Raw genomic sequence first — 21,257 nt, 5'->3', positions numbered from 1 at the left:
GGCTTTCGATGTCGCAGGGCAGGGACAGGGGTCATGCAGCGTCCACGACGGGGGGAGACGCGGTGAGTATCGTGATCAGCCGGCCGCCGCGGGGCGACGGACCTCCGCTGCCACACGGCCAGATCGAACTCCAGGAACCTCCGACGCTACCGGAGCCGACAGCCGCCGACATGTCCACGGCGCTGACCTACCTACCGATGGGCCTCGGCTCGGGTGCCACCATGCTGATGTTCGCCAGCCCAGGTGTCGGTCCGATGGGCTATCTGGCCTCCGGGCTGATGGGAGTCTCCACCCTCGGCATGGTGCTGGTCCAGCTGGGACGCGGGGCGGGCCAGCGTAAGCGGGAGCTGCGCAGCGACCGTCGTGACTACCTCCGCTATCTGGCGCAGATCCGTCGACGGGTACGGCGGGCGGCCAACCAGCAACGCGTGGCGGTCGGCTGGATCCACCCGCCCCCGTCGCGGCTGTGGTCGGTGGCGATGGGTCCGCGGCTGTGGGAGCGGCGGGTGGGCCACGACGACTTCGCCGAGGTTCGCATCGGCGTGGGTGAGCAGCGCGCCGCCCTACGGTTGGTGCCTCCGCAGACCGCGCCGGTGGAGGACCTGGAGCCGCTCTGCGCCAGCGCGCTGAGGCGGTTCATGCGTGCCTACCAAGCCGTCACCGAGGTGCCGGCGGTGGTGCATCTACCAGGCTTCGCGGGAGTGGAACTCGTCGGCGACGAGGCCGGCGTGCTGAGCCTCGGCCGTGCGCTGCTGGCGCATCTGGCGGCGCTGCACGCGCCGGAGGAACTGCGCATCGCGGTCCTCGCCGATCCGGCGCGGATGGCCGATTGGACCTGGGCGAAGTGGCTGCCGCACACCGGCCATCCCACGCACTGCGACGGGGCCGGCGTCGCGCGGCTGTTCGCCGACGACTATCACGGGCTCGTCGGCGTGCTCGGCGAGAGGATGTTGGCGCGTCCGCGTTTCACATCGGACGCGTCCGCCAGCTCCACCGAGCCGTTCCTGGTCGTCGTCTGCGACGGAGTGCCGCTGCCCGACGACTCACCGCTCATCGCGGGTGGCCTGCGCAACACGGTGCTGCTCGACGTCGGGGGTGCCAACGCGCTCGACGGGCCAGAGGTCCTACAGCTCGGCGTCGAGGCGGATCAGGTCACCGTCCGGCAACACGCCCACCCTGATCGGCGGTGCCGGGTCGACGGTCTCAGTGTCACCCGCGCGGAGGCGTTGGCCCGGCTGCTCGCGCCGTACCGCACGGGCGGGGGTGTGGACGCCACCGAACCGATGGCCGCCGACTTCGACCTGACCCGGCTGCTCGGCATCGGTGACCCACACAGCTACGACGTGCACGCCCTGTGGCGGTCGTCGGGCTGGGGCGACCTACGGGTACCGATCGGGATGGGACCGGACGGCGATGTCGTGACCCTCGATCTCCGCGAGTCGGCCCAGGGCGGTAACGGGCCGCACGGTGTGCTGATCGGTGCCACCGGTTCCGGCAAGAGCGAGTTGCTGCGCACCCTGGTCGTGGCGCTGGCCGCGACCCACTCTTCGGAGTCGCTCAACTTCGTGTTGACCGATTTCAAGGGGGGAGCCACCTTCCTGGGCATGGAGAAGCTGCCGCACACCTCGGCGGTCATCACCAACCTGGCGGACGAGTTGGTGCTCGTCGACCGGATGCAGGACTCGCTACACGGCGAAATGATCCGTCGGCAGAAGCTGCTGCGCCAGGCTGGGGTGAGTTCCCGGCTGGAGTACGAGGTAGCCCGCGCCGAGGGTGCCTCGCTGGAGTCGATGCCGACGCTGCTCATCGTGGTTGACGAGTTCAGTGAACTCCTGGGCAGCAAGCCCGAGTTCATGGAGTTGTTCGTCACCATCGGACGACTGGGTCGCAGTCTCGGGGTGCACCTGCTCCTCGCCTCGCAGCGACTGGACGAGGGCCGCATCCACCAGTTGGAGAGCCACCTGTCGTACCGGATCGCGCTGCGTACCTTCTCCGCCTCGGAGAGCCGCAGTGTGATCGGCTCCGGTGCCGCCTACGAGTTGCCGTCGAGCCCGGGACACGGCTACGTCAAGCTGGATACGTCCACCCTCGTCCGGTTCAAGGCCGGCTACGTCTCCGGACCGTGCGCGACGACGGGCGCTCCCACGGCCGGTGGCGTGGTCCGCCGGGAGATCACCGCGTTCGACACCGGACCGGTGCCGGTGCCGGTGGCGGTCGACGGAGCCGCGGAGCCGGAAGCACCAACGTCCCGAGCGGCGGCTCCGCCGATGCCCAGCCTCATGGCGGTGCTGATCGGACGGCTGCGTGACCAGGGCCCACGGGCCCGCGAGGTATGGCTGGCGCCACTCGGCGAGTCCCCGACGATGAGTCAACTCCTACCCGGCATCGGCGTCGAGCCGGCGCGCGGCATGACCGCCCAGGGCTGGCCCGACCGGGGGCGGCTGCGGGCGCCGGTCGGCGTCGTGGACCGCCCCTTCGACCAGATGCGGGATCTGCTCGTCGCCGACCTGGGCGGCGCCGCGGGGCACGTCGGCGTTGTCGGCGCCCCACAAAGCGGTAAGAGCACCATGGTGCGGACGCTGCTGATCGGATTGGCGCTGACGCACACCCCGGCCGAGGTTCAGTTCTACTGTCTCGATTTCGGCGGCGGGGCGCTGGCCGGTATCGGTGGGCTCCCACACGTCGGGTCGACCACCAGCCGCCTCGACCCCGACCGGGTTCGCCGCACCGTCGCCGAAGTCGAAGCGCTCCTGGAACGACGCGAGCAGCTCTTCGCCGACCACGACATCGAATCGATGGCCAGCTGGCGCAAGGCCCGCCAGGACGGCACGGTCGAGGACCCGTACGGGGACGTCTTCCTCGTCGTGGACGGCTGGTTCACGCTGCGGCAGGAGTTCGAGGACCTGGAGCCGAAGCTGTCGGAACTGGCCTCCCGAGGCCTCGGCTACGGGATCCACCTGATCATTACCGCCGCCCGATGGTCGGAGATCCGACCCTGGCTACGAGATCTGATCGGTACGCGGTTCGAGCTACGCCTGGGTGACCCCCTGGAGTCGGAGGTGCGGCCCCGGGCCGCGGCCGGGGTTCCGGCGCAGTCCGGCCGGGGCCTGACCGCCGAGGCCCTGCACTTCCTGGCAGCCGTGCCGCGCACCGACGGTGGCGCCCCCGACGTGGACGCCGCTACGGCCCTCAGATGTCTGGTCGAGGACATCGCCGACGCCTGGCCAGGTCAGCCGGCACCACCCGTGCGGCTGCTGCCCGCCAGCCTGCCGGTCACCGCACTGCCGCCGCCCGAGGGCGACCTCCGATTGGCGCTTGGCTGGGACGAACAACGGCTCGAACCGGTGTGGCACGACTTTGCCAGGAACCCGCACCTGCTGGTCTTCGGCGACGGGCAGACCGGCAAGACGAACCTGCTCCGACTGGTCGCCGAAAGTATCGTCCGGCGCTACGAGCCGAGCGAGGCCCGGATCGCGTTGGCCGACCCGCAGGTGGCTTTGTACCAGTGCACACCGGAGGAGTACCGGGTCGGCTACGCGACCGACGTCGAAGCACTGACGACGCTGGCCGGCAACACCGCGGTGTCGATGCGTCGCCGCCTGCCCGGCCCGGACGTCACCCCGGACCGGTTACACCGTCGCGACTGGTGGACCGGGCCCCGGGTGTTCCTCCTCGTGGACGACTACGACCTGCTCGCCGGGGGCATGCCCGGCCCGTTGGACCCCCTCGTCGAACTGCTGGCCAAAGGGGCCGACATCGGCCTGCACCTGGTCGTGGCCCGCAGCAGCTCGGGTGGGATGCGGGCGATGATGGACCCGGCGTTGCGGCGAATCTGGGAGCTTGCCTGCCCCGGCCTGTTGCTGTCCTGTGCCCGCGAGGAGGGCAAGTTCCTCGGCGACGCCGCGCCCCGGCAACTCCCGCCCGGCCGGGCCCAGTTGGTGACCCGACGCGGCATCCAGGTGGTGCAGACGGCCGAGATGCCTCCGACAGATCTGGAGACGACCTGATGACCGGTACCCACGACGGCACGGTGGCAGTCGCGCGGCCGTCTGCCGCGACCGCCCGCGACATGTGCCGGATCACCATCGACACCGGGGCAGGGCGAGTTGATCTCGCGGTCCCGGTCGACACACCGATGGCCGAGGTGCTCCCGCTGGTGGTCCGCCACGTCGATCCGGGGCTGACCGCCATGGGCACCGCGACGTACGTGTTGCAGCGCCTCGGCGAAAAGCCGCTCGACGAGGACCGCACCCCAGCCACGCTGGGGCTTCGTGACGGCGAGGTGGTGTACCTTCGGCGCGCCGAAGATCCGCTGCCGCCCATCGACCTGGACGACATCGTGGACGGGGTCGGCGCGGTGGTCCGGGACCGACCGGACGCCTGGCACCCAACCTACACCCGACGACTCCTGTTGGGTCTGACCGCGACGGTGCTGGCGGGGATGCTCATCGGCCTGCTGCTGCCCGGTTCGGCGGGGTGGCGTGCCGGCGCCGCCGGAATCGTCGGCCTGCTCCTCGTCGTCGCGAGTGGCACCAGTTCCCGGGCGTTCGGCGACGTGGGCATTGGTGTGCTGCTCGGAATCGCGGCGGTGCCGTTCGCGGGGCTGGCCGGAGCGTTGGTGCCGTCCGCAGCCGGCGCTTCCGCCTGGAACGGCACCCAGGTGCTGGCCGGTGGCGCGCTGGCGGCCGCCACGGCGGCCCTGGTGGCGCTCGTGGTGGCGGTCGCGCGGCCACTGTTCGTCGGTGTGGCGGTCGCCGCCGGATACGCATTCCTCGGAGGCGGCTCCGTCGTCGTGGCAGGGACGAGCGGGGTGGGGGCGGCGGCGATCGTGGCCAGCCTCGCCTTCTTCACCGGCGTGGTCAGCCCCAGCGTGGCGGTGCGAGTAGCCCGCCTGCGCCCGCCGCAGCTGCCGACCACCGCCGCGGAACTCCAACAGGACATCGACCCGATCCCCGAGGACCTGGTCCGGACTCGTACCATCGTGGCCGACCGTTACCTCTTGGCGTTGTTCGCCGCCGGCGGCGCCGCCGTGGCGGCGGCCCTGGCTGTACTGGCCGCCGACGGGGGGTGGGCCTCGACATCGCTTGTTGTGGCGCTTGGCCTGGCGCTGCTGCTGCGGTCCCGGACGCTGGTGCACACCGGGCAGCGGCTTGCCAACGCCTTGCCCGGCGCGGTGGGTCTGCTTCTGCTCGCGCTGGCACTGGCTGTCCGTGCGGACGCCTCGACCCGCGGCGCGCTCTTGGCGGCGGGGGTGGCCTGTGTCGGTGTCGTCGTCGCCGTGGTGCACCGCCTGCCGCAACACCGGCCGTCGCCGTGGTGGGGCCGGTCGGCCGACGTGTTGGAGACGCTGACCGCGATCGCCGTGGCACCGTTGGCGCTCGCCGTGCTGAGCGTTTACGCGCGGGTACGCGGACTGGCGGGTTGATCGACGATGCCGGACACCCGTGACCAACTCCACGCCCACCAGTTCGTGGCGGATCGGCTGGTCTCCGCGCTGGTGGGCGGCGATCCAGACGTACTTGACCGGCCGATGCGCCGCAGCGGTGTGGGGGGCACGATCGGCCTCGTCCTCGCTCTGGTGGTGACCGCTGGCTTCGGGATCTACGGCCTGGTTGCCGGTGGCCGCGGCCTCGAGTGGCAGGAACCTGGTTCGATCATCGTCGAACGGGAGACCGGCACTCGCTACCTCTTCCTCGACGACACGCTGCGGCCGGTGCTCAACTACAGTTCGGCGCTGCTGGCGGTGTCCGACGACCGTGCGACAGTACGGATCGTCTCGCGGGCTTCGCTCGCCAAGGTGCCGCACGGGCGGCCGATCGGCATACCTGGTGCCCCTGACGCACTGCCCGACAAGGACGCCATGAGCGGTGGTCCCTGGCTGGTGTGCACCGCTCGGAGAGGGCCGGTGACGGCCCCGTCCGGTCAGGCGGGCGTGGTGGTGAGCCTGGACGAGGGTTGGCCGGCGGAACCGGTGCCCGAGGAGCGCGCGGTGCTGGTCAGCGTCGGCCGGGAAACGTATCTGGCGTGGCGTGACCGACGAATGCGGATTCGTGACCAACGGACGTTGGTTGCGCTGGGTTATCGCAGTGTGACACCGATGTCGGTGTCGGCTGCGTGGCTCAACGCGTTGGCCGCCGGGCCCGACCTCGCCGCGCCGCAGGTGACCGGGCGCGGTGAGGCCGGGGTACCGCTCGACGGCAAGTCCACCAGGGTGGGGCAGGTCTTCACAGTACGCATGGCCGGCGGTACCACCGAGCACTATCTGATGCGCCGTGACGGTCTGGTCCCGATCACCGCCACGCACCTCGCACTCCTGCTGGCCGACCAACGCATAGCGCAACTCAATCCCGACGGTCCCCGGCCGGTCAACGTGGCCGCCGTGGCGCCCGCGGCCAAGGCGACGACGGCGTCGGCAGAGGAACACCCCCGTACACCACCCCGCCCGGTGGAGGGGCTGGACGGAGCGAGGGAAGTGTGCGTTCAGTTGTCCTTCGACCGCGACCAGGGAGGGGTGGGGCGGTTGGTGACCGTGCCGGCGGATCGACCCGCGGCGGCGCGGTCTACGGCCACCGATGCGACAAGGGACAGCCGGCTGGCCGACCGGATACAGGTACCACCCGGCGGCGGGGCGCTGGTGGTCGGGCAGTCGGCGCCGGGAGTGGAAACCGGAACGGTGTATCTGATCACTGACCTCGGGGTGAAGTACCCGCTTGCCGGGGGCGAGGTCGTCGACGCTCTCGGATACGCACAGTCTCCTCGGGTACCGGTGCCGACCACAGTGCTGACGATGTTTACCACCGGCCCGGCCCTGCATCCTGAGGCGGCCCGAACGGAGGGACTGTCGCCTTGACGCCGTCCCGGAGTTTGGGCGGCTGCTTGATCTGAGCGAACCGGGAACTTCTCGCACGGGGTGCGGGTGCCGCCCCCTGATGTCCTGGGCTTACCGAATCACAGCCGTGGCCTCGGTTGCCGCCGGACGGAAGCACACCAACCCTCGGCCGGCGTTGGTGGTCACCACCCACGGATGGCCGACGTAGGTTTGCTGGCGGTATGACGTGCCGGGTTCGAGCACGGCGTACTGCCGACGCTTGCCCGCAAAGTCGAGCCAGTGCACCCGGACCGGCTCCGCCCGCCTGTTGGTGAACGTGACGTACGTCCTGGTGCCTCCGCCCACCGATTTCAGGCTCGCCTCGGACGACGCAGGCAGCGCTGGCAACCCACCTGGCGTCGGCGAGGTCTGGGGCGGGCTGCTCGCGGCGGATGGTGTCGCCCGCGGCGGGGTGCTGGGCGAGGTGGGGCGTCTGGTCGCAGCCGCCTTGGTCAGCCGGGGCACCGGCCGTTGGGACAGCGACGGCTCGGGTTCGGCCTCGGGTGACGTGTCGACCTCGGGCTCGGGTGACGCGTCGACCGGCGGGTCCTCGGCGCCGGGAGTGACGCCGGCGGCGACGGTAGGTACCGACTCCGCAGGCGCCGCGGATGGGGGCTGTAGCGCGCTGATCACCATGGCGGCCAGGACGATCGCCGCCGATCCTGCGGCGAAGACGTACGGGCTCCGTAGTCGGGTGCTCACCGAACGCCGGTCACCCGTGGTGCCAGCTGGGGCTACGGTGCGCTGCACGTCACCGTCAACACCCGGTGGAGGCGAGATCGGTGGGCTGGCATTGGGACCCTCCGCAGCGGTGTCGCCGCTCATGGCTGACTCGGTCATGGGCTCCGATCCCGGGTACTGGGGCTACTGCCGGTGGACGACGTACCTGCGCGGCATCTCAGGCGCGCATGACGGTAGCGATCGGGATGCGGGCGGCGCGGATGGCCGGGACGAGGCCGCCGAGTACTCCGGCGACCAGGCCGGCGATCACCCCTGCGACCCCTGCCTGCCAGGGAAACACGAGATCCTGTAGGAACGGCTCCCGATCGCCGAACAGTGCGCTGACCGCGGTCAGCGCGAGCGCGGACACCCCGATGGCGACGGCTGCGGTGAGGAGGCCGGTCAGAAGTGTCTCCGCGAGGACGATGCCGGCCAACAGCGACCGTGAGGTGCCCACCGCCCGCCGCAGGGCGAATTCCTCGACCCGCTCTCCGACGGTCGCGAGCCCGACGTTGAGGATGCCGGCGACGCCGATGAGTAGGACCAATCCGGCCATGCCGAGGAAGATCCAGCGGATGAGGGCCAGTTCCTTGGCGATCTCCTTCCGTGCCTGAACCGTCTCGAAGTGAAGCTGACCCGGGGGCATCCCGATCGCCGTGAGGCGGATCCGCAGCAGCTGCTCCAGGTCGCCTGCGGTGGGCGCAAGCATCAGCTCCAGCCCGGGGCCGTAGTTGCCACTGTTGCTCGTGTGGGGCACCCAGTTCTGCAGCTCGTCGGCTCGGGTGTAGGCGGTGGGCCGCGAATTGCCGTCATCGACCACGCCGATGATGCGCGGCGTCGGGTTGGCGGTCGCCCCCGCGACGCGCATCTCGGCCGGCACCTGGTGGCGCGTGAATCCCTTCGCCGCCTCGAGATTGATGACGATTCGGGGAGACAACGACGGGTCGGAGGAAAAGTCCAGCCACTGGCCGGACACCGATCGGAAGGGTCGGAACTGGCGGATGTCGCCGGTCAGCGTGGTGAGGCTCAGTTCGATCGCCTGGCCCGGCACGGACACGGCCGGGGCGTCCCCGCCCTCCTGCACCGGCTGGCAGAAACCGCGAGGGTCGCAGTAGACATCGACGGCACCGGGACCGGGATACGGCCCACCACCCGGCTGGTCGAACGGGGCCCCACCGGGGTTGACCGGGCTGACGCCGGGCTCCCCGATGATCGCCTGAACGGCGGAGACGGCGACCGCGTCCGTCCGCCCCTCCAGGGTGTCCCGGCTGATCTGGATGGTGTCGGCGCTGCCCGGCAGGTAGGTCTGCCGGGTGCCGTCCTTGCCCACGTGCAGCTCCAGATCAGCCAGCCGGGCACTCCTGACAGTCTCGGCGCCGACCTGAACGACCACGACGGCGAGCACCCCGAGGAACAGGCTCACCATCGACAGGAGGGTGCGGGTCTTGCGGGCCCGGATGCCCTGAACGCCGATGACCAGGGCCGAACGGAACCGCCCAGAGAACCGGATCACGCGGCCACCTCGCTGCGCTCGGCACCGGCTCGGCTCGCCCCGATCGCCACATCATGACGTGCCGGCCCGCTCACTGCGGTGCACTCCCTGTGTCGGCAGCCGAACGGAGCACCCCGTCGCCGAGGCGCAGCACACGCTGCATCTTGTTGGCATGGTCCCAGTCGTGGGTGACGAGGATCAAGCCACAGCCGCGGTCGGTCGCCGAGCGCATCACCTCGACCACCAGGTTGCCGGTTTCGGTGTCCAGCGCACCGGTGGGCTCGTCGGCCAACAGCAGACGCGGCTCCCGGACGAGTGCCCGCGCGATCGCGACCCGTTGCTGCTCGCCGCCGGAGAGGAGCGCCGGCCGGCGCTTGGCGAGATGCGCGATACCGACCCGGTCGAGAGCCGCCAGGGTCCTGGCTCTACGTTTGCGGCTCGGCAGCCAGCCCTGGCCGTTGACCAGGGCCATCGCGACGTTCTGTGCAGCGGTCAGGTGCTTGAGCAGGAAGAATCGCTGGAACACGAAACCGAACTCGGCGCTGCGCAGAGCTGCCGCCTTGCGTTCCGGTAGCCGGGTGATGTCCCGGCCATCCAGCAGATATTGTCCGCTGTCAGGCCGGTCGAAGAGGCCGATCACACTGAGCAGTGTGCTCTTGCCCGATCCCGACCGGCCGAGGATGGCCACACTCTCGCCACGGTCGACGGTCAGGTCAGTGCCGTCGAGAATGGTGCGCGGTGATTGGCCCCTGAGTGTCTTGGTGATGCCGTGGAGCTCCAGCAACGCCGTCATTTCTCACCCATCGGAGCGGGGGCGTCCTCTCCGCCGGGTTTGGCGGGCGGGAGGTTGGGGCCGGGGACCGCGACCTTCTCGTCGCCGGTGAGACCGGATTTGATCTCCACGACCTTGCCGTCGCTGAGCCCGAGCACGACGTCCCTGGTCTCTCGTGCACCGTTCGGCTCGACCACGTCCACCTTGCCTCGGCCCTGCCCGCCGGCGACCGCTTCGACCGGGAGCACCAGAGCCTTGACGGCCCGCGCGGTCACCACCTCGAGCGTGCCGCTGGCCCCGTTGATCAACTTGATGTCGGCGGGCGCGGTGCACACCAGGCGCATCCCGGTCGGCTCCGACGGCTCGGTTCTGTCGTGCTGGTCCGCGGGCGATGGGACGACTGGCGGGGAGGGCGGCTGGCCGGACGGCGCGGCGGCCGGCTGCGTGGCGGGCGGGTCCGGGATGGCGCCGGCGGGCAGGGCGGCGATCGTGCCCAGCACCTCGCAGGGGAACGGCCCGGGGCCATTCTTGATCTGGGCCTGGACCGTCGTGAGCGCATCCGAGATCTTGTAGGCTTGGGCGCTGTCGATGTCGGCGACGAGCCCGTAGCCGACCTTCTTCGCGGAGACAACGGGCATCCCGGCGGTCACCTCGGAGCGGTCGTCGACCAGTCGGCCGGCGAACACCGCACCCGCCGGGACCTCGATTCGGTGTGCCTTGCCGGACGCCCAGACGTTCGCCACCCTGGTCGGCCTGGTCGGCGTACTCCGCGGCGTTCTGACATCGAAGTACCGAACCTCTCCGGTGACCGGAGCCACGATCCCGAACACCGGGTTGATGGTCACCTTCCCGGACAGGCTCACCTTGTTGGCGAGGTCTTGGCGGGTGGGCTGCACCGTGGTCATCGTCGTGCCACGAGGCGCGAGACCAGGCGTCTCCGTCTGCGCGCTCCGGTCGCTGCAGCCGGAAACGGCGACCACAGACATCGCGAGTGAGCAGAGTGACAGTAGCCTTCGCACCGGTACTCCTAACTCGATTGCTGCGGGCGATCCCGGGCACGGGGTTGGCGACCGGTTGCCCGCGGCGTCAGCCGTCAGCCGTTGGTCGGTGAGTGGCGAACCCGTCGAAGACTACCCCGGCTCTCTTGGCCCACTGTCCGTCGGACGGTAGCCGGCCCGGATCGCATCCATGTAGGACACATCGGGGCGGTGGGCTATCTCCGTCCGACCTGCGGCCGGGTCGCGTTGTCGCCGTGCCGGGCACCCACGGTCACCGGCTTCTCGGCCGGCCTCCGCCGCGGCGACTCGCAGCCGTCGAAGGCGTTGCGCACGTGCCGCGCTCGATGCGGTCGCCGCGGCGGACCGTCTCGTCCCGCCGCACCCGGTAGGGCGTCGCCGGGTCGGCGTACGCCCCGGCGGACCGATCGTCCGGTGACCCGGCTGGCATGCGGGGTGCCGTTGCCCGAGCTGGGCATGTGCCCACCGGGTGACAACGGTCCGTCACTCCGCTGACACCGATCGCGCGGCAGGTGTCGGCATCGGACCGGCACCGGTCGTGGTTCTGCCAGCCGATCGGTGGCGTTGGTGCAACGATGGAGGACGTGGGAACTACGAGGACTGCTGTGCCTGTCATCTCGCCGCTTGCTGGCGAGCCGATCAAGCGTGCCGAAGCCGAGCGGTTGGCGGGGGTGCTGAAGGCGGTTGCTGATCCGGCGCGGTTGCGGCTGCTGAGTCTGATCCAGTCGGCTCCGGAGGGTGAGGCGTCGGTGAGTGACCTGACCGCGCCGCTCGGTCTGTCTCAGCCGACCGTGAGTCATCATCTTCGGATTCTCACCGAGGCTGGTCTGCTCGAGCGCGAGAAGCGGGGTGTCTGGGCGTACTACCGGCTGGTGCCGTCGGCGATAGCGGCGATCGCCGATCTTTTGACGCCGCCTCGGAAGCGGGCGACGAAGCGCGTCCGCTGAACGGCACCACCGGCGGCGGGGTCCTCGTCCGATGACCATGGTTGCCTCACCGATCCGGGTGGCGACGAGAAGCTCCGAGACCGACGCATCTGACGCACACGCCGACCCGGGACGCCGGTCACCGGCGCCCCGGGCGTCCGGGCGAGGGTCAGAAGCCGTGGTTTATTCCGGAGTAGTTGTGTGTGACGCCGGCGGCGACGGTGTAGTCATTTCCCCAGCCGCAGTACCAGGTCGTTCCGTTGTCCAGACAGAAGTGCATGGCCGTGGCCCCGGGAACCGGGGTGTTGTTGTCGGAGTAGGAATAGTACTTCTCGGCCGTGCCGTATGGGCCGAACCGGCTCTGCCATCCGTTCCTCTCGAACCAGACGGACGCGCGCCAGCCCGAGTAGTTGCTCTTGAAGGTGCCTTGGTAGTAGTTGTTGTCGTTGCAGGTGCCGATGAGCGGAGTCTCGCTGACGGCGACCGCTCCACCGATGTTCAGGGTGCTGGTGATGGTGTTGCCCACGCCGTTGCACCGTGCCTGCGCGGCGCTGGGAAACATCGCCTGCGACGCGAACATGGCGCCGAGAAGCCCGAGCGTCGCGACGATCGCACGGACCCCTGTGTGTCTGCTGAGCATGATTTCTCCTCTCGTCTCACGGTGCGATGAACCGTGTTGTTCCGGGCCGGACCCCGATGCGGCCAAGACACGGCACCGCTGTTGTGCGGCGGTTGCGGCTCTGTTGTGGGCGGCGCGACCCCCTCCCGCGGCGGCGTGGCGCGGGAGCTCGTCGCCGCCACAACCGCGCCACAACAGGCCTGGCCTAACCCTGGAGGTGATGAGTCAGACCAAGCGTTGATCCGGCGCCAAGGAGGGGGACAGATGCAGGGCATGACACGGCTGGTCGCCGTCGGCGCCGTGCTGGTGCTGGCGGTGGTCGCCATTTCGGTCCGGCCGGCTGTCGCGGCGGACATCTGTGCGCCCCGCAGCATCGGCGTAAGCGACACCGCGCGGTTCGAGGGCGGCCTCGTCCCCGCGGCGACGATGACGTTCACGGTGTGGTCGACCGGCTGTGCCGGGGGGACCGTCCAGTTCGCGACGGGGGCCGGCGCAGGCGGCGCGGTACCGATGGCTGAATCCGGCTTCGACTATGTGCCGGCATCCGGCGAGTTGGCCTGGCCGCCCGGTGACACCACCAGCCGCACGGTCGTCGTGGAGATCGTGGGCGACTACGTGGTCGAGCCAGACGAGGTGTTCGCGCTGGAACTGCTCAGCCCGGTCGGACTGACGCTGGCCGACCCCGTCGGTCTGGGCACGATCCGCAACGACGACGTCAGGATCACGCCACTTGGCAAGCCGCACTGCCTCGAGTCGTGCGTGGACTGCCGGCTGCGAGTAATCACCTCGGAACCGGCGCCGGTCGATCTGACCATCCACTTCGCCACGGAGGACGGTAGTGCGACGGCCGGAGCGGACTACACCGCGATCTCCGACGGGTCGCTGACCATACCCGCTGGAGCGTCGGCGGCGGAGCTGAGCATCAGGGTCCGTGACGATCGGGTGGTGGAGAGAGAGGAATACTTCTACGTTCGCCTCTACGAACCCTCCGCGGGCGAGATCACCGAGGATCGGGTGGCCATGGGAATCGTCGACGATGACGGACGTGACCGCGGGTGACAGGGGCTGGCACCCAGCTCGATCCCGCCCGTCAGCTGGCTGGCCAGGCGCTCCGCGTCCTCGGTCGCGTTCGCCTCGCGGTACAGGTGAACGGCCGCCGACCAGTGACGCCGTGCGGTGTGCCGGTGGCCGGTCAGATCCGCGAGGTCGCCGAGGTTGCGGTGCACGTGCGCCTGCTCGTACAGGTCGGGTACGGCGCGCCGAAGGCTGGCGCCTGCCGTCAGGCACCGGCGGGCCTCGTCGAGGTTCGCCAGTCCCAGGTGCGCTTCGCCGAGCTGGTTGAGGGTGCGAGCCTCGATGTGCCGGTGACCTAGCTTCCGGCTCAACACCAGCGCCCGATTGAGGTGGTCCACGGCGGATGCGGGATCCCCACGGGCCAGGTAGGTGCGCCCGAGGTCGCCCAGCGCGACCATCTGGTAGCGCCGATCGCCGGCTCTGCGGCTCACCGTGAAGGCTTCGTGGAAGCAGTCGAGCGCCTGATCGTGTCGCATCTGCTGCAGGTACGCCTCGCCGAGACTGTTCAACGTGCTCGCCTCGAGCCGGTGGAAGCCGATGGATCGACTGGTGGCCAACGCAGCGTTCAGTGAGACGAAGCTGAGATCGGCGCGGCCCATCCGGACGTGGACGTAGCCGAGGTTGCGCTGGGCGGTCGCCGCGCCGGCCTGGTTGCCACAGCGGTCGTGCAGCCGCCGTGCGGTCTGGTACGCCTCGATCGCGGCGGCGAAGCGGCGCATTTCCACGAACGCCCCGCCGATGTTGTTGTAGACGTACGCGAGGCCACCTTCGTCCCCGAGCAGCCGCAACAGCGACATCGCGCGTTCGTGGCTGTCAAGAGCCTGGGCGAGCTGGTGTGTCGTACGGTAGGCCACACCGAGTGCCCGGTGCATCTCGGCTTCGAGAGCCTGGTCTCCGAGCCGTCGGGCGGCCCGGACCGCGTGCTGGCACATCTCCACCCGCTCGGACCAGTCGCCACACACGTCAAAGTAGCCTGTCAACAGGTAGGTCAGCTGGCAGGCCGCGGCGGGCTGGTGGTGCTCCACCGCGTACCGCACGATCGGCAGGAGATTCTCGCGTTCGGACTCGAGAAACGCGATGGCGGGCTCGCGAGCGGCGGGGAAGGGAAGGTCCGGAGCCGCGTGGCGCAGCACCGCCGTGACGCGGTCGAGATTGCCGTCGAGCGCCCGGTTGGCCGTTTCGGCGACGACGAGATACCAGTCGAGCAACTTCTCGGCCACATCGGCCCGCGTACCCGAGGGCTCGTCAGCCAGCGCGCGCTGCCGCGCGAAGAGCCGGACCAGGTCGTGGAACTGGTACCGGCCGGGCCGTGGCTCGGCGACCAGATGTGCCGCGACGAGTTCAGCCAACGCATGTCGCTGCACGTCGGTGGGCATATCGCACAGCGCGCCAGCCAGCGGCGCACCGATGTGCGGCCCGGGATGCAGACCGAGCAGCCGGAACAGCCGCATCGCGGGTGGAGACAGGGACTGGTACGCGCTGGCGAACACCGCACTGACGTCGCGGCTGCTGTTCTCGACCGACAGGTGGGCCAACTGGTCGCCGTCGGACAGTTCCTCGACGAGCACCCCGATGGGCTGGGCCGGGCGCATCGCGAGCTTCGCCGCCGCGATCCGCAACGCGAGCGGAAGCCGGCCGCACAACTCGGCGAGTCCGACCACCGCGTCGCGTTCTCTGCCCACCCGCTCCGCGCCGAGCATCTTCGCCATCAGCTCGGCCGCTTCGCCCTGGCTGAACAGCTCGGGAACGATGGTGTGTACCTGTACGTGCGTCACCAGGGCGGCGAGTCTGTTGCGGCTCGTCATCACGAGCAGGCTCGCGGCGCTCCCGGGGACAACCGGCAAGACCTGCTCGGTGGACCCGACGTCGTCGAGCACGACGAGCATGCGTTGGTCCGCGAGAATCGTGCGGTACAGGGCGACCCGCTCGGCCAGCCCGGTAGGCAGCCGATCATTCGGGACCCCAAGGCACCGCAGCAGGACTGCCGACACGTCTGCCGGGGCAAGCGCACCGGCCGGATCGTGGCCACGAAGGTCGACGAAGAGCTGACCGTCAGGGAACCGGTCGGCGACGCTGACGGCCCACTGCACCGCGAGTGACGTCTTGCCGATCCCGCCTTGGCCGCAGATCAGCACCACGGGCTGGACGTCGTCACGACCTGCTTCGACGACCCTGTCGAGCTCACCCAGCTCGGTGACGCGACCGGTGAAATATCCCACCGGCGCCGGCAGCTGTGCCGGTCGGGGTGGCGTCGCGGCCGCGGCGGAGTGCCTGCCCAGGACGGTACCCGGCGCGCGCAGCTCAGCGGGTGCGGTGCCACGCAGCAGCGCGGTGTGCAGATCTGCCAGCTCCGGCGACGGATCCACCCCGAGTTCCTCGGCGAGCCGGACGCGCAGTTGTTGGTAGGCGTTCAGGGCCTCGGTGGGCCGCCCGGCTCCCGCTAGGGCGAGCATGCGCAGGCCCACCAGCCGTTCGCGGGTCGGATCCGCCGCCAGCAGCCGCTCTACCTCGCCGAGCGCCTCATCCGGTCTGCCGAGGCAGATCAGTATCTCGCAGTGATCCGCCCGGGCTGCGAGCCGTAGCTCCTCCAGGCGTGCCGCCTCGGCCGCGGTCCACCCGATCGGCTCCGCGTCGGCGAGCGCCTCCCCGCGCCAGAGGTCCAATGCCCGTTTCATGCTGTCGGCGGCCCAGTCGGCCAGTCCGGCGGCCAGGCCGTCGCGGGCCGCCCGCGTTTGCTGTTCGAACCGGTATGCGTCCACCGCCGTCGCGTCGACGGCGAGCAGGTAGCCCGGCTCCCGGGTCTGCAGCACTCCGCCCAGCCCGCTCGCGTCGAGCGCGAGGCGCAGTCGCGCCACGTGACTGTGCAGCGACCTGACCGCGGTCCGCGGCGGATGCTCCCCCCACAGCGCCTCGACGAGCCGCCACAGGGGCAGTACCGAGCCGGGCCGCAGGGCCAGGGCGGCCACCAACGCGCGATGCCGACGTCCCACCAACTCGGCCCGCCCGAGCGGTCCGACCACTTCGACGCCGCCGAGAATGTTGACCTCAACGCGCGACATCATCGACCCCTCCCGCTATGGCGGTCCAGCCCGTCGCGGCTTCCGACGATCCCGGGATCGAGGTAGCAAGATGTACGCGGCTCCGAGACCCACCTTGACCAGGATATGTAAGAGCGGGGCTGGCGTGGTGGCTGCGCCTGGTACCTGACACCCCCCATCCTGGAAGCAGATCGCTGCGAGCTCGCGCGCCGCGGCGGCTAGCGGAGTGTGCTGCCGAAGGCGCTGGACAGGTGCGCCCGGGCATCGGCGATGGCGTCGGCGATGACGCGGGCCGCCGCGCGGGCCTCTTCCGGCGCGTGGCTGGCCTGCACCTGGAGTCGGAATCGCGAGGAGCCGGTCGGGGTCACCGGGAACTCCACCATGAACGCGAGCACGCCCCGGTCGAACAGCAGACGGTTCGCGGTCCGCGCCAGCTTCTCGTTGCCGATCAGAAGGGGCACGATCGGTGACGGTTCGCCCATGCACGTCAGGCCGTGGCCGGTGAGCTCGTCGCGGAGCGCGGTGACGGCGGTGTGGAGCCGAGCCCGCAGGGCGTCGCCCGCCGCCGAGCGAATGATCCTTGTGGCCTCCAAGACGACGGCGGTCTGCACCGGAGACAACGCGTTCGAGAAGAAGTGCGAGCCGCCGAACATCTTGACGTACTGCTTGAGTGCGGGCGAGGCGGAGGCGACGAAGCCGCCGTTGGAGCAGAATGTCTTCGAGAAGGCACCCATCACGATGTCGATGTCGCCGAGCACGGTCTGCATGCCGAGCACACCGGTGCCGCCCGGGCCCATTGAGCCAAGGTCGTGCGCCACGTCGACGAGCAGAGTCGCGTCGTACTCCCGGCACGCGCGCTGGAGGGTCATCAGGTCCGGCCAGTCGGCGTCGACCGAGAACAGACCATCGGTGACGACGAGGATGCCGTTGCGACTGTCCCGTCGACGGATCTCGGCGAGGTGGTGGCGGACCGCCTCGACGTTGAGGTGTTCGTAGCGCACCACGTTCCGGGTGGCCGCCCGTGCCCCCTGCTGGAGGCAGGAGTGCGCCAGCCGGTCGATCAGAATGTGATCCTCCTGGCGGACCAGCCCCACCACCGTGCCAAACCCCGCGGCCCACCCGGTGGGGAAGAGCGTGACCTGCTCTGCCCGCACGAGATCACCGAGAGCTGCCTCCAGTTCGTTGGAGATCCGGGTGTTGCCGAGCACCATCGGCGAACCAGCGCTGTGCGGTCCGTAGTCCCGCAGGGCCCTCGCCGCCGCCTCCCGGATCGCGGGATGCGTGTTGAACGACAGGTAGTCCTGTGAGTTGAAGTTGATGCCACGGGTGCGTCGGCCGAGGTCGTTGGTGATCTGCGCGACGCTGTTCGGCGCGGCCTCCAACACCCTGGAGTACTGCCAGGTCTCGGTGCGGCGGCGGGCCTGGACCCATCCGTGGAAGTCCTCGGTGCGGGTCACCAGGTTGCGGCCGGCCGGCCGATAGAAGTCGTAGGCGTTCTTGTCCAGCGCGTAGACCTCGTCCGTATCGAACGGAGCGCCCGGATGGGCAGGCTCCCACATGTGCTCCAGGTCCGCGACCATCCGGGCGAGAGCAGCGCCGTCGAGCGCCGCGACCTCGTCCCACGGGATGTGGGTGGCCCAGTTGCGGGTCATCTCGGAGACCCCTGCCGCGGCGGCGACCATGGTCTCCACGTCGTGCCGTCGGGCGGCCGCAAGGATGGTGTCGATGAGTTCGCCGTCGTCACGTTGATCAAGCTGAGGGCTGGTCACAGTCGGTTCTCCGGAATACGGTCAGGCGAACAGGTTCTGCTGGTACGTACGAACGGTCGCATTGAAGTCGTCGAACACCGGGTAGCCGACGGAGGTTTCCGTCGCCGCATCGTTGAGCAGGAGAAGATTCGACGCCTGGAAGAACTCCGAGACCGGCGCGATGTCGGCGTGCGTGGCGATGAACCGGTCGGTCTCCAGCTGGTTGCCGCGCAACGCCACGAACAGCTGTAGTTCGTCGTGCCGATACGGACGCATCTCGGCGAGCGTGCAGACATAGTCGTAGTAGGCTGCGGCGTTCTGGCTGCGGCGACGGCTCTCGTAGGTCGTCATCGCCTCATCGAGGGACATGTTTCCAGAGAGCCAGCGGCCCACCGCGGAGGAGACCAGTTCCGCATCCCGGAACGCGTGCGTCATCCCGGTCGCGGTGCACTGGTCCTTGAAGGACTCGGCATCCCCGACGAGCACCCAGCCCGGCCCGGACAGCGGCCGGAGGAACGCGGACTGGTCCAGCGTCCCATAGACGCGCTCCGCACGGACTCCCCGCGTGCGCACCACCTCGCCCAGTTCCGGGCTGACGAAGTCCAGCGTACGCTGCAGATTGCCGGGCACATCGCGACGGAACTCCCGCGACCACTCACTGGGACCCCATACCAGGACCATGTTCTGGTCGAAGTTGGTGGGCACCACGGCGCACGCGAGCCGGCCGCGCCGGTGCAGCTGGGCCGGGCCGAGATCGAAGCCCGAGTAGTAGCTCCAGTACGCGAACGTGCATCGGGGCCGCTCGTCGTATCTTGGCAGGTCGAGGGCGCGTGCGACGAACGAGTTGCGGCCGTCGGCGCCGACGACGATCCGTGCGCGTTCCTCGACCATCGTCCCGTCGGAGGTGCGCCCGCGAACGCCGACGACCCGGCCAGCCTCGGTGATCAGCTCCCGCACCGTGAAGTTGGTCCGCACCTCGGCGCCTGCCTTGCTCGCCGCCTCGACCAGCAACTGGTCGAGCACGCGGCGTCGGACGGAGGCGTAGGAGCGCACCACGCCCGAGTCGTCGCCGTGCCAATCACGGAAGTATGCGCCTAGGAGCTCGGACGGCACCGAGCCGGTAAGGCTGATCCCGTCGTTCACCATCGTGACCTCGGTGTGTGTCGGCGTGATCGCCGTCACCTGGTCCAGCAGACCCCATCGGTTCAGATAGGACATCCCATGTGGCCAGAGAAAGTGCGTCGAGATCACATCGCTGGGGAAGTCCGAACGGTCCACCACCAGCACCCGGTGTCCCTGCCGAGCGAGCAGCATGCCCGTGGACGCACCCGCGCAGCGGGCTCCGATGACAATGGCGTCGTACAGGGGCATGCGGTGTCCTTCTCGGCGTGTGACGATCGGCGTCCCGGGCGTGGCGTCCGGGCCGCGTACGTCGATGACCCTAGTACGGCGGTGAGTCGACCGGACGGTCAGCACGGCCACGACGGCCACCACGGCGAGCGGGACCGGGCAGAGTCGGTGAGGACGTGCTGAGTCGATGGCGGTCGCGCCGGCGCCGCCTGCAGCGGGCGCGGTGGTAGGGGCAGGCGGGGCGTGGGTGGAGCCGCGACGGTGTGGTGGTCGTCGGTACGGCCCGGTCATCGTCCACGAGGCGGGCAGAAGGCTCGGCGGCCGATCAGCGCCCGGTCCGCGCCGAGGCGTGCGGCAATCAATATCTGGGAGCGCTCGACCCAACTACGCCGGGCGGATGCTGCTATTCCAGCCGGGCATCGCGGCCGTCCAGCCGGTTGCTACGGCGCGGTCGCGCCGATCGCTTGCGGGAGGGGAGGCGGCGGGCGGTGATGACCCTCGGGAGTCGTCGGTGTCGTGCGAGGATCTTCCACCACGATACGTACCGGCCGTGGCCGGCCGGTACGTATCGCATCGCCCGGTCCGGGCCCGGGGCAGCCGCGACGGGCCCGGAACCCGGTGCCGTGACCGCATCCGTAACGTGCGGATTCGCGACGAGTTCTGGCGCGGTCAGGACCGCACGAAGGCCAGCAGGTCGGCGTTGATCGTCTCGGCCTCCGTGGTCGGCATGCCATGGGAAAATCCTGGGTACGTCTTCAACGTCCCGTTCTGCAGGAGCTGCGCGGACAGCGGTCCGGAGTTGGCGTAGGGAACGATTTGGTCGTCGTCACCGTGCATCACCAGGACAGGCACCGTGACCTTCTTGAGGTCCTCGGTGAAGTCGGTCTGGGAGAAGGCAACGATGCCGTCGTAGTGCGCCTTCGCTCCGCCCATCATTCCCTGACGCCACCAGTTGTCGATGATCGCTTCCGAGGATTGCACGCCGGGCCGATCGAAGTTGTAGAAGGGGCCGGAAGGAACGGCCCGGTAGAACTCGGACCGGTTTGTGGCCACCTGGGTCTGAAAATCGTCGAAGACGCTCTTCGGTAGACCGCCCGGATACGCGTCCGTCTGCACCATGATCGGCGGCACCGCGGCGATCAGTACCGCTTTCGCCACCCGGCTCTCCCCATGCCGAGCGATGTAGCGCACGACCTCGCCGCCACCGGTGGAATGCCCCACGTGGACCGCGTCATGGAGATCGAGGTGGCTGGTCAGCGCAGCCAGGTCCAGCGTAGTGGTCCATGTCGTGGCCGTCGCTGGTCTGCGTGGAGCGCCCGTGCCCGCGTCGGTCATGAGCGATGACGCGGTAGCCGTTGTTGAGGAAGAACAGCATCTGAGCGTCCCAGTCGTCGGCCGAAAGCGGCCAGCCGTGGCTGAAGACGATCGGTTGGCCCGTCCCCCAGTCCCTGTAGAAGATCTCCGTTCCATCGGTCGTGGTGACTGTGCCCATGAACTCCTCCGCTGGGTCGGGGCGTCGTTGCCGCATGCCTACACGCAGCGTAACGATCGCCTAGCCTGGGCCCTTCGTTAAGGGCGGTCCACATCGTGGATCATGAAAGGAAAGGTGCCTTCTGACCTGGGAAGATAGGACT

Annotated in this window: 13 protein-coding genes and 1 pseudogene; 5 read left to right on the top strand and 9 right to left on the bottom strand. The window is 69.7% G+C overall.

Going from position 1 to position 21,257, the window contains the following annotated elements; genetic code table 11:
* Positions 1-62 precede the first annotated feature (62 nt).
* Genes eccCa through eccB form a run of 3 tightly spaced genes read left to right on the top strand, consistent with a single transcriptional unit; the run spans position 63 to position 6,850 of the window.
* Positions 63-4,007, top strand: a complete 3,945-nt coding sequence (eccCa, locus tag QTQ03_RS18435; protein WP_289279130.1) for a type VII secretion protein EccCa — start codon at positions 63-65, stop codon at positions 4,005-4,007.
* Positions 4,007-5,425: a type VII secretion integral membrane protein EccD gene (eccD, locus tag QTQ03_RS18430; RefSeq protein ID WP_289279129.1), complete on the top strand. Its 1,419-nt coding sequence runs from the start codon at positions 4,007-4,009 to the stop codon at positions 5,423-5,425. Before eccCa ends, eccD begins: the two co-directional genes overlap by 1 nt.
* 6 nt (positions 5,426-5,431) lie before the next feature.
* Positions 5,432-6,850, top strand: coding sequence for a type VII secretion protein EccB (eccB, locus tag QTQ03_RS18425; RefSeq protein WP_289279128.1), 1,419 nt, complete (start codon positions 5,432-5,434; stop codon positions 6,848-6,850).
* Between the two features lie 90 nt (positions 6,851-6,940).
* On the opposite strand, the gene QTQ03_RS18420 is transcribed toward eccB, so the two are convergent.
* From QTQ03_RS18420 to QTQ03_RS18405, 4 genes are all read right to left on the bottom strand, one after another.
* Positions 6,941-7,570, bottom strand: a complete 630-nt coding sequence (locus QTQ03_RS18420; protein WP_289279127.1) for a VHL beta domain-containing protein — start codon at positions 7,568-7,570, stop codon at positions 6,941-6,943.
* Between the two features lie 196 nt (positions 7,571-7,766).
* A complete protein-coding gene (locus tag QTQ03_RS18415; protein ID WP_289279126.1) occupies positions 7,767-9,101 on the bottom strand; it encodes an ABC transporter permease in 1,335 nt (444 codons plus the stop codon).
* A 70-nt stretch (positions 9,102-9,171) separates the two neighbouring features.
* Complete coding sequence (locus tag QTQ03_RS18410) at positions 9,172-9,873, bottom strand: ABC transporter ATP-binding protein (RefSeq protein WP_289279125.1); 702 nt, start codon at positions 9,871-9,873, stop codon at positions 9,172-9,174.
* Positions 9,870-10,871 (bottom strand): efflux RND transporter periplasmic adaptor subunit, encoded by a 1,002-nt coding sequence (locus tag QTQ03_RS18405; protein WP_289279124.1) that lies wholly within the window; start codon positions 10,869-10,871, stop codon positions 9,870-9,872. The genes QTQ03_RS18410 and QTQ03_RS18405 overlap by 4 nt, the downstream gene beginning before the upstream one ends.
* Positions 10,872-11,443: 572 nt before the next feature.
* Here QTQ03_RS18405 and QTQ03_RS18400 point away from each other — a divergent pair.
* Positions 11,444-11,815 (top strand): ArsR/SmtB family transcription factor, encoded by a 372-nt coding sequence (locus QTQ03_RS18400; RefSeq protein WP_289279123.1) that lies wholly within the window; start codon positions 11,444-11,446, stop codon positions 11,813-11,815.
* A 148-nt stretch (positions 11,816-11,963) separates the two neighbouring features.
* Here the strand turns inward: QTQ03_RS18400 and QTQ03_RS18395 are convergent, their stop codons facing one another.
* Entirely contained in the window at positions 11,964-12,434 is a 471-nt protein-coding gene (locus tag QTQ03_RS18395) for a hypothetical protein (protein WP_289279122.1), read from the bottom strand.
* A 252-nt stretch (positions 12,435-12,686) separates the two neighbouring features.
* Between QTQ03_RS18395 and QTQ03_RS18390 the strand changes: the two genes are divergently transcribed.
* The gene (locus QTQ03_RS18390) at positions 12,687-13,472 is read left to right on the top strand and encodes a Calx-beta domain-containing protein (protein WP_289280891.1); all 786 of its coding nucleotides are present in this window, start codon (positions 12,687-12,689) and stop codon (positions 13,470-13,472) included.
* Here the strand turns inward: QTQ03_RS18390 and QTQ03_RS18385 are convergent.
* From QTQ03_RS18385 to QTQ03_RS18370, 4 genes and pseudogenes are all read right to left on the bottom strand, one after another.
* Positions 13,391-16,546, bottom strand: coding sequence for an AfsR/SARP family transcriptional regulator (locus tag QTQ03_RS18385; protein ID WP_289280890.1), 3,156 nt, complete (start codon positions 16,544-16,546; stop codon positions 13,391-13,393). The two genes, QTQ03_RS18390 and QTQ03_RS18385, sit on opposite strands and share 82 nt — an antisense overlap.
* A gap of 197 nt (positions 16,547-16,743) precedes the next feature.
* Positions 16,744-18,294 (bottom strand): aminotransferase class I/II-fold pyridoxal phosphate-dependent enzyme, encoded by a 1,551-nt coding sequence (locus QTQ03_RS18380; protein ID WP_289279121.1) that lies wholly within the window; start codon positions 18,292-18,294, stop codon positions 16,744-16,746.
* A 21-nt stretch (positions 18,295-18,315) separates the two neighbouring features.
* Positions 18,316-19,644: an NAD(P)/FAD-dependent oxidoreductase gene (locus QTQ03_RS18375; RefSeq protein WP_289279120.1), complete on the bottom strand. Its 1,329-nt coding sequence runs from the start codon at positions 19,642-19,644 to the stop codon at positions 18,316-18,318.
* 648 nt (positions 19,645-20,292) lie between these two features.
* Positions 20,293-21,115 (bottom strand): annotated as a pseudogene (locus tag QTQ03_RS18370) (alpha/beta fold hydrolase).
* Positions 21,116-21,257 lie beyond the last annotated feature (142 nt).

This window comes from Micromonospora sp. WMMA1363, assembly GCF_030345795.1.
Taxonomy (GTDB): Bacteria; Actinomycetota; Actinomycetes; order Mycobacteriales; family Micromonosporaceae; genus Micromonospora.
The sequence above is the reverse complement of the archived record's forward strand: the minus strand, read 5'-3'. Positions and strand labels throughout refer to the sequence as shown.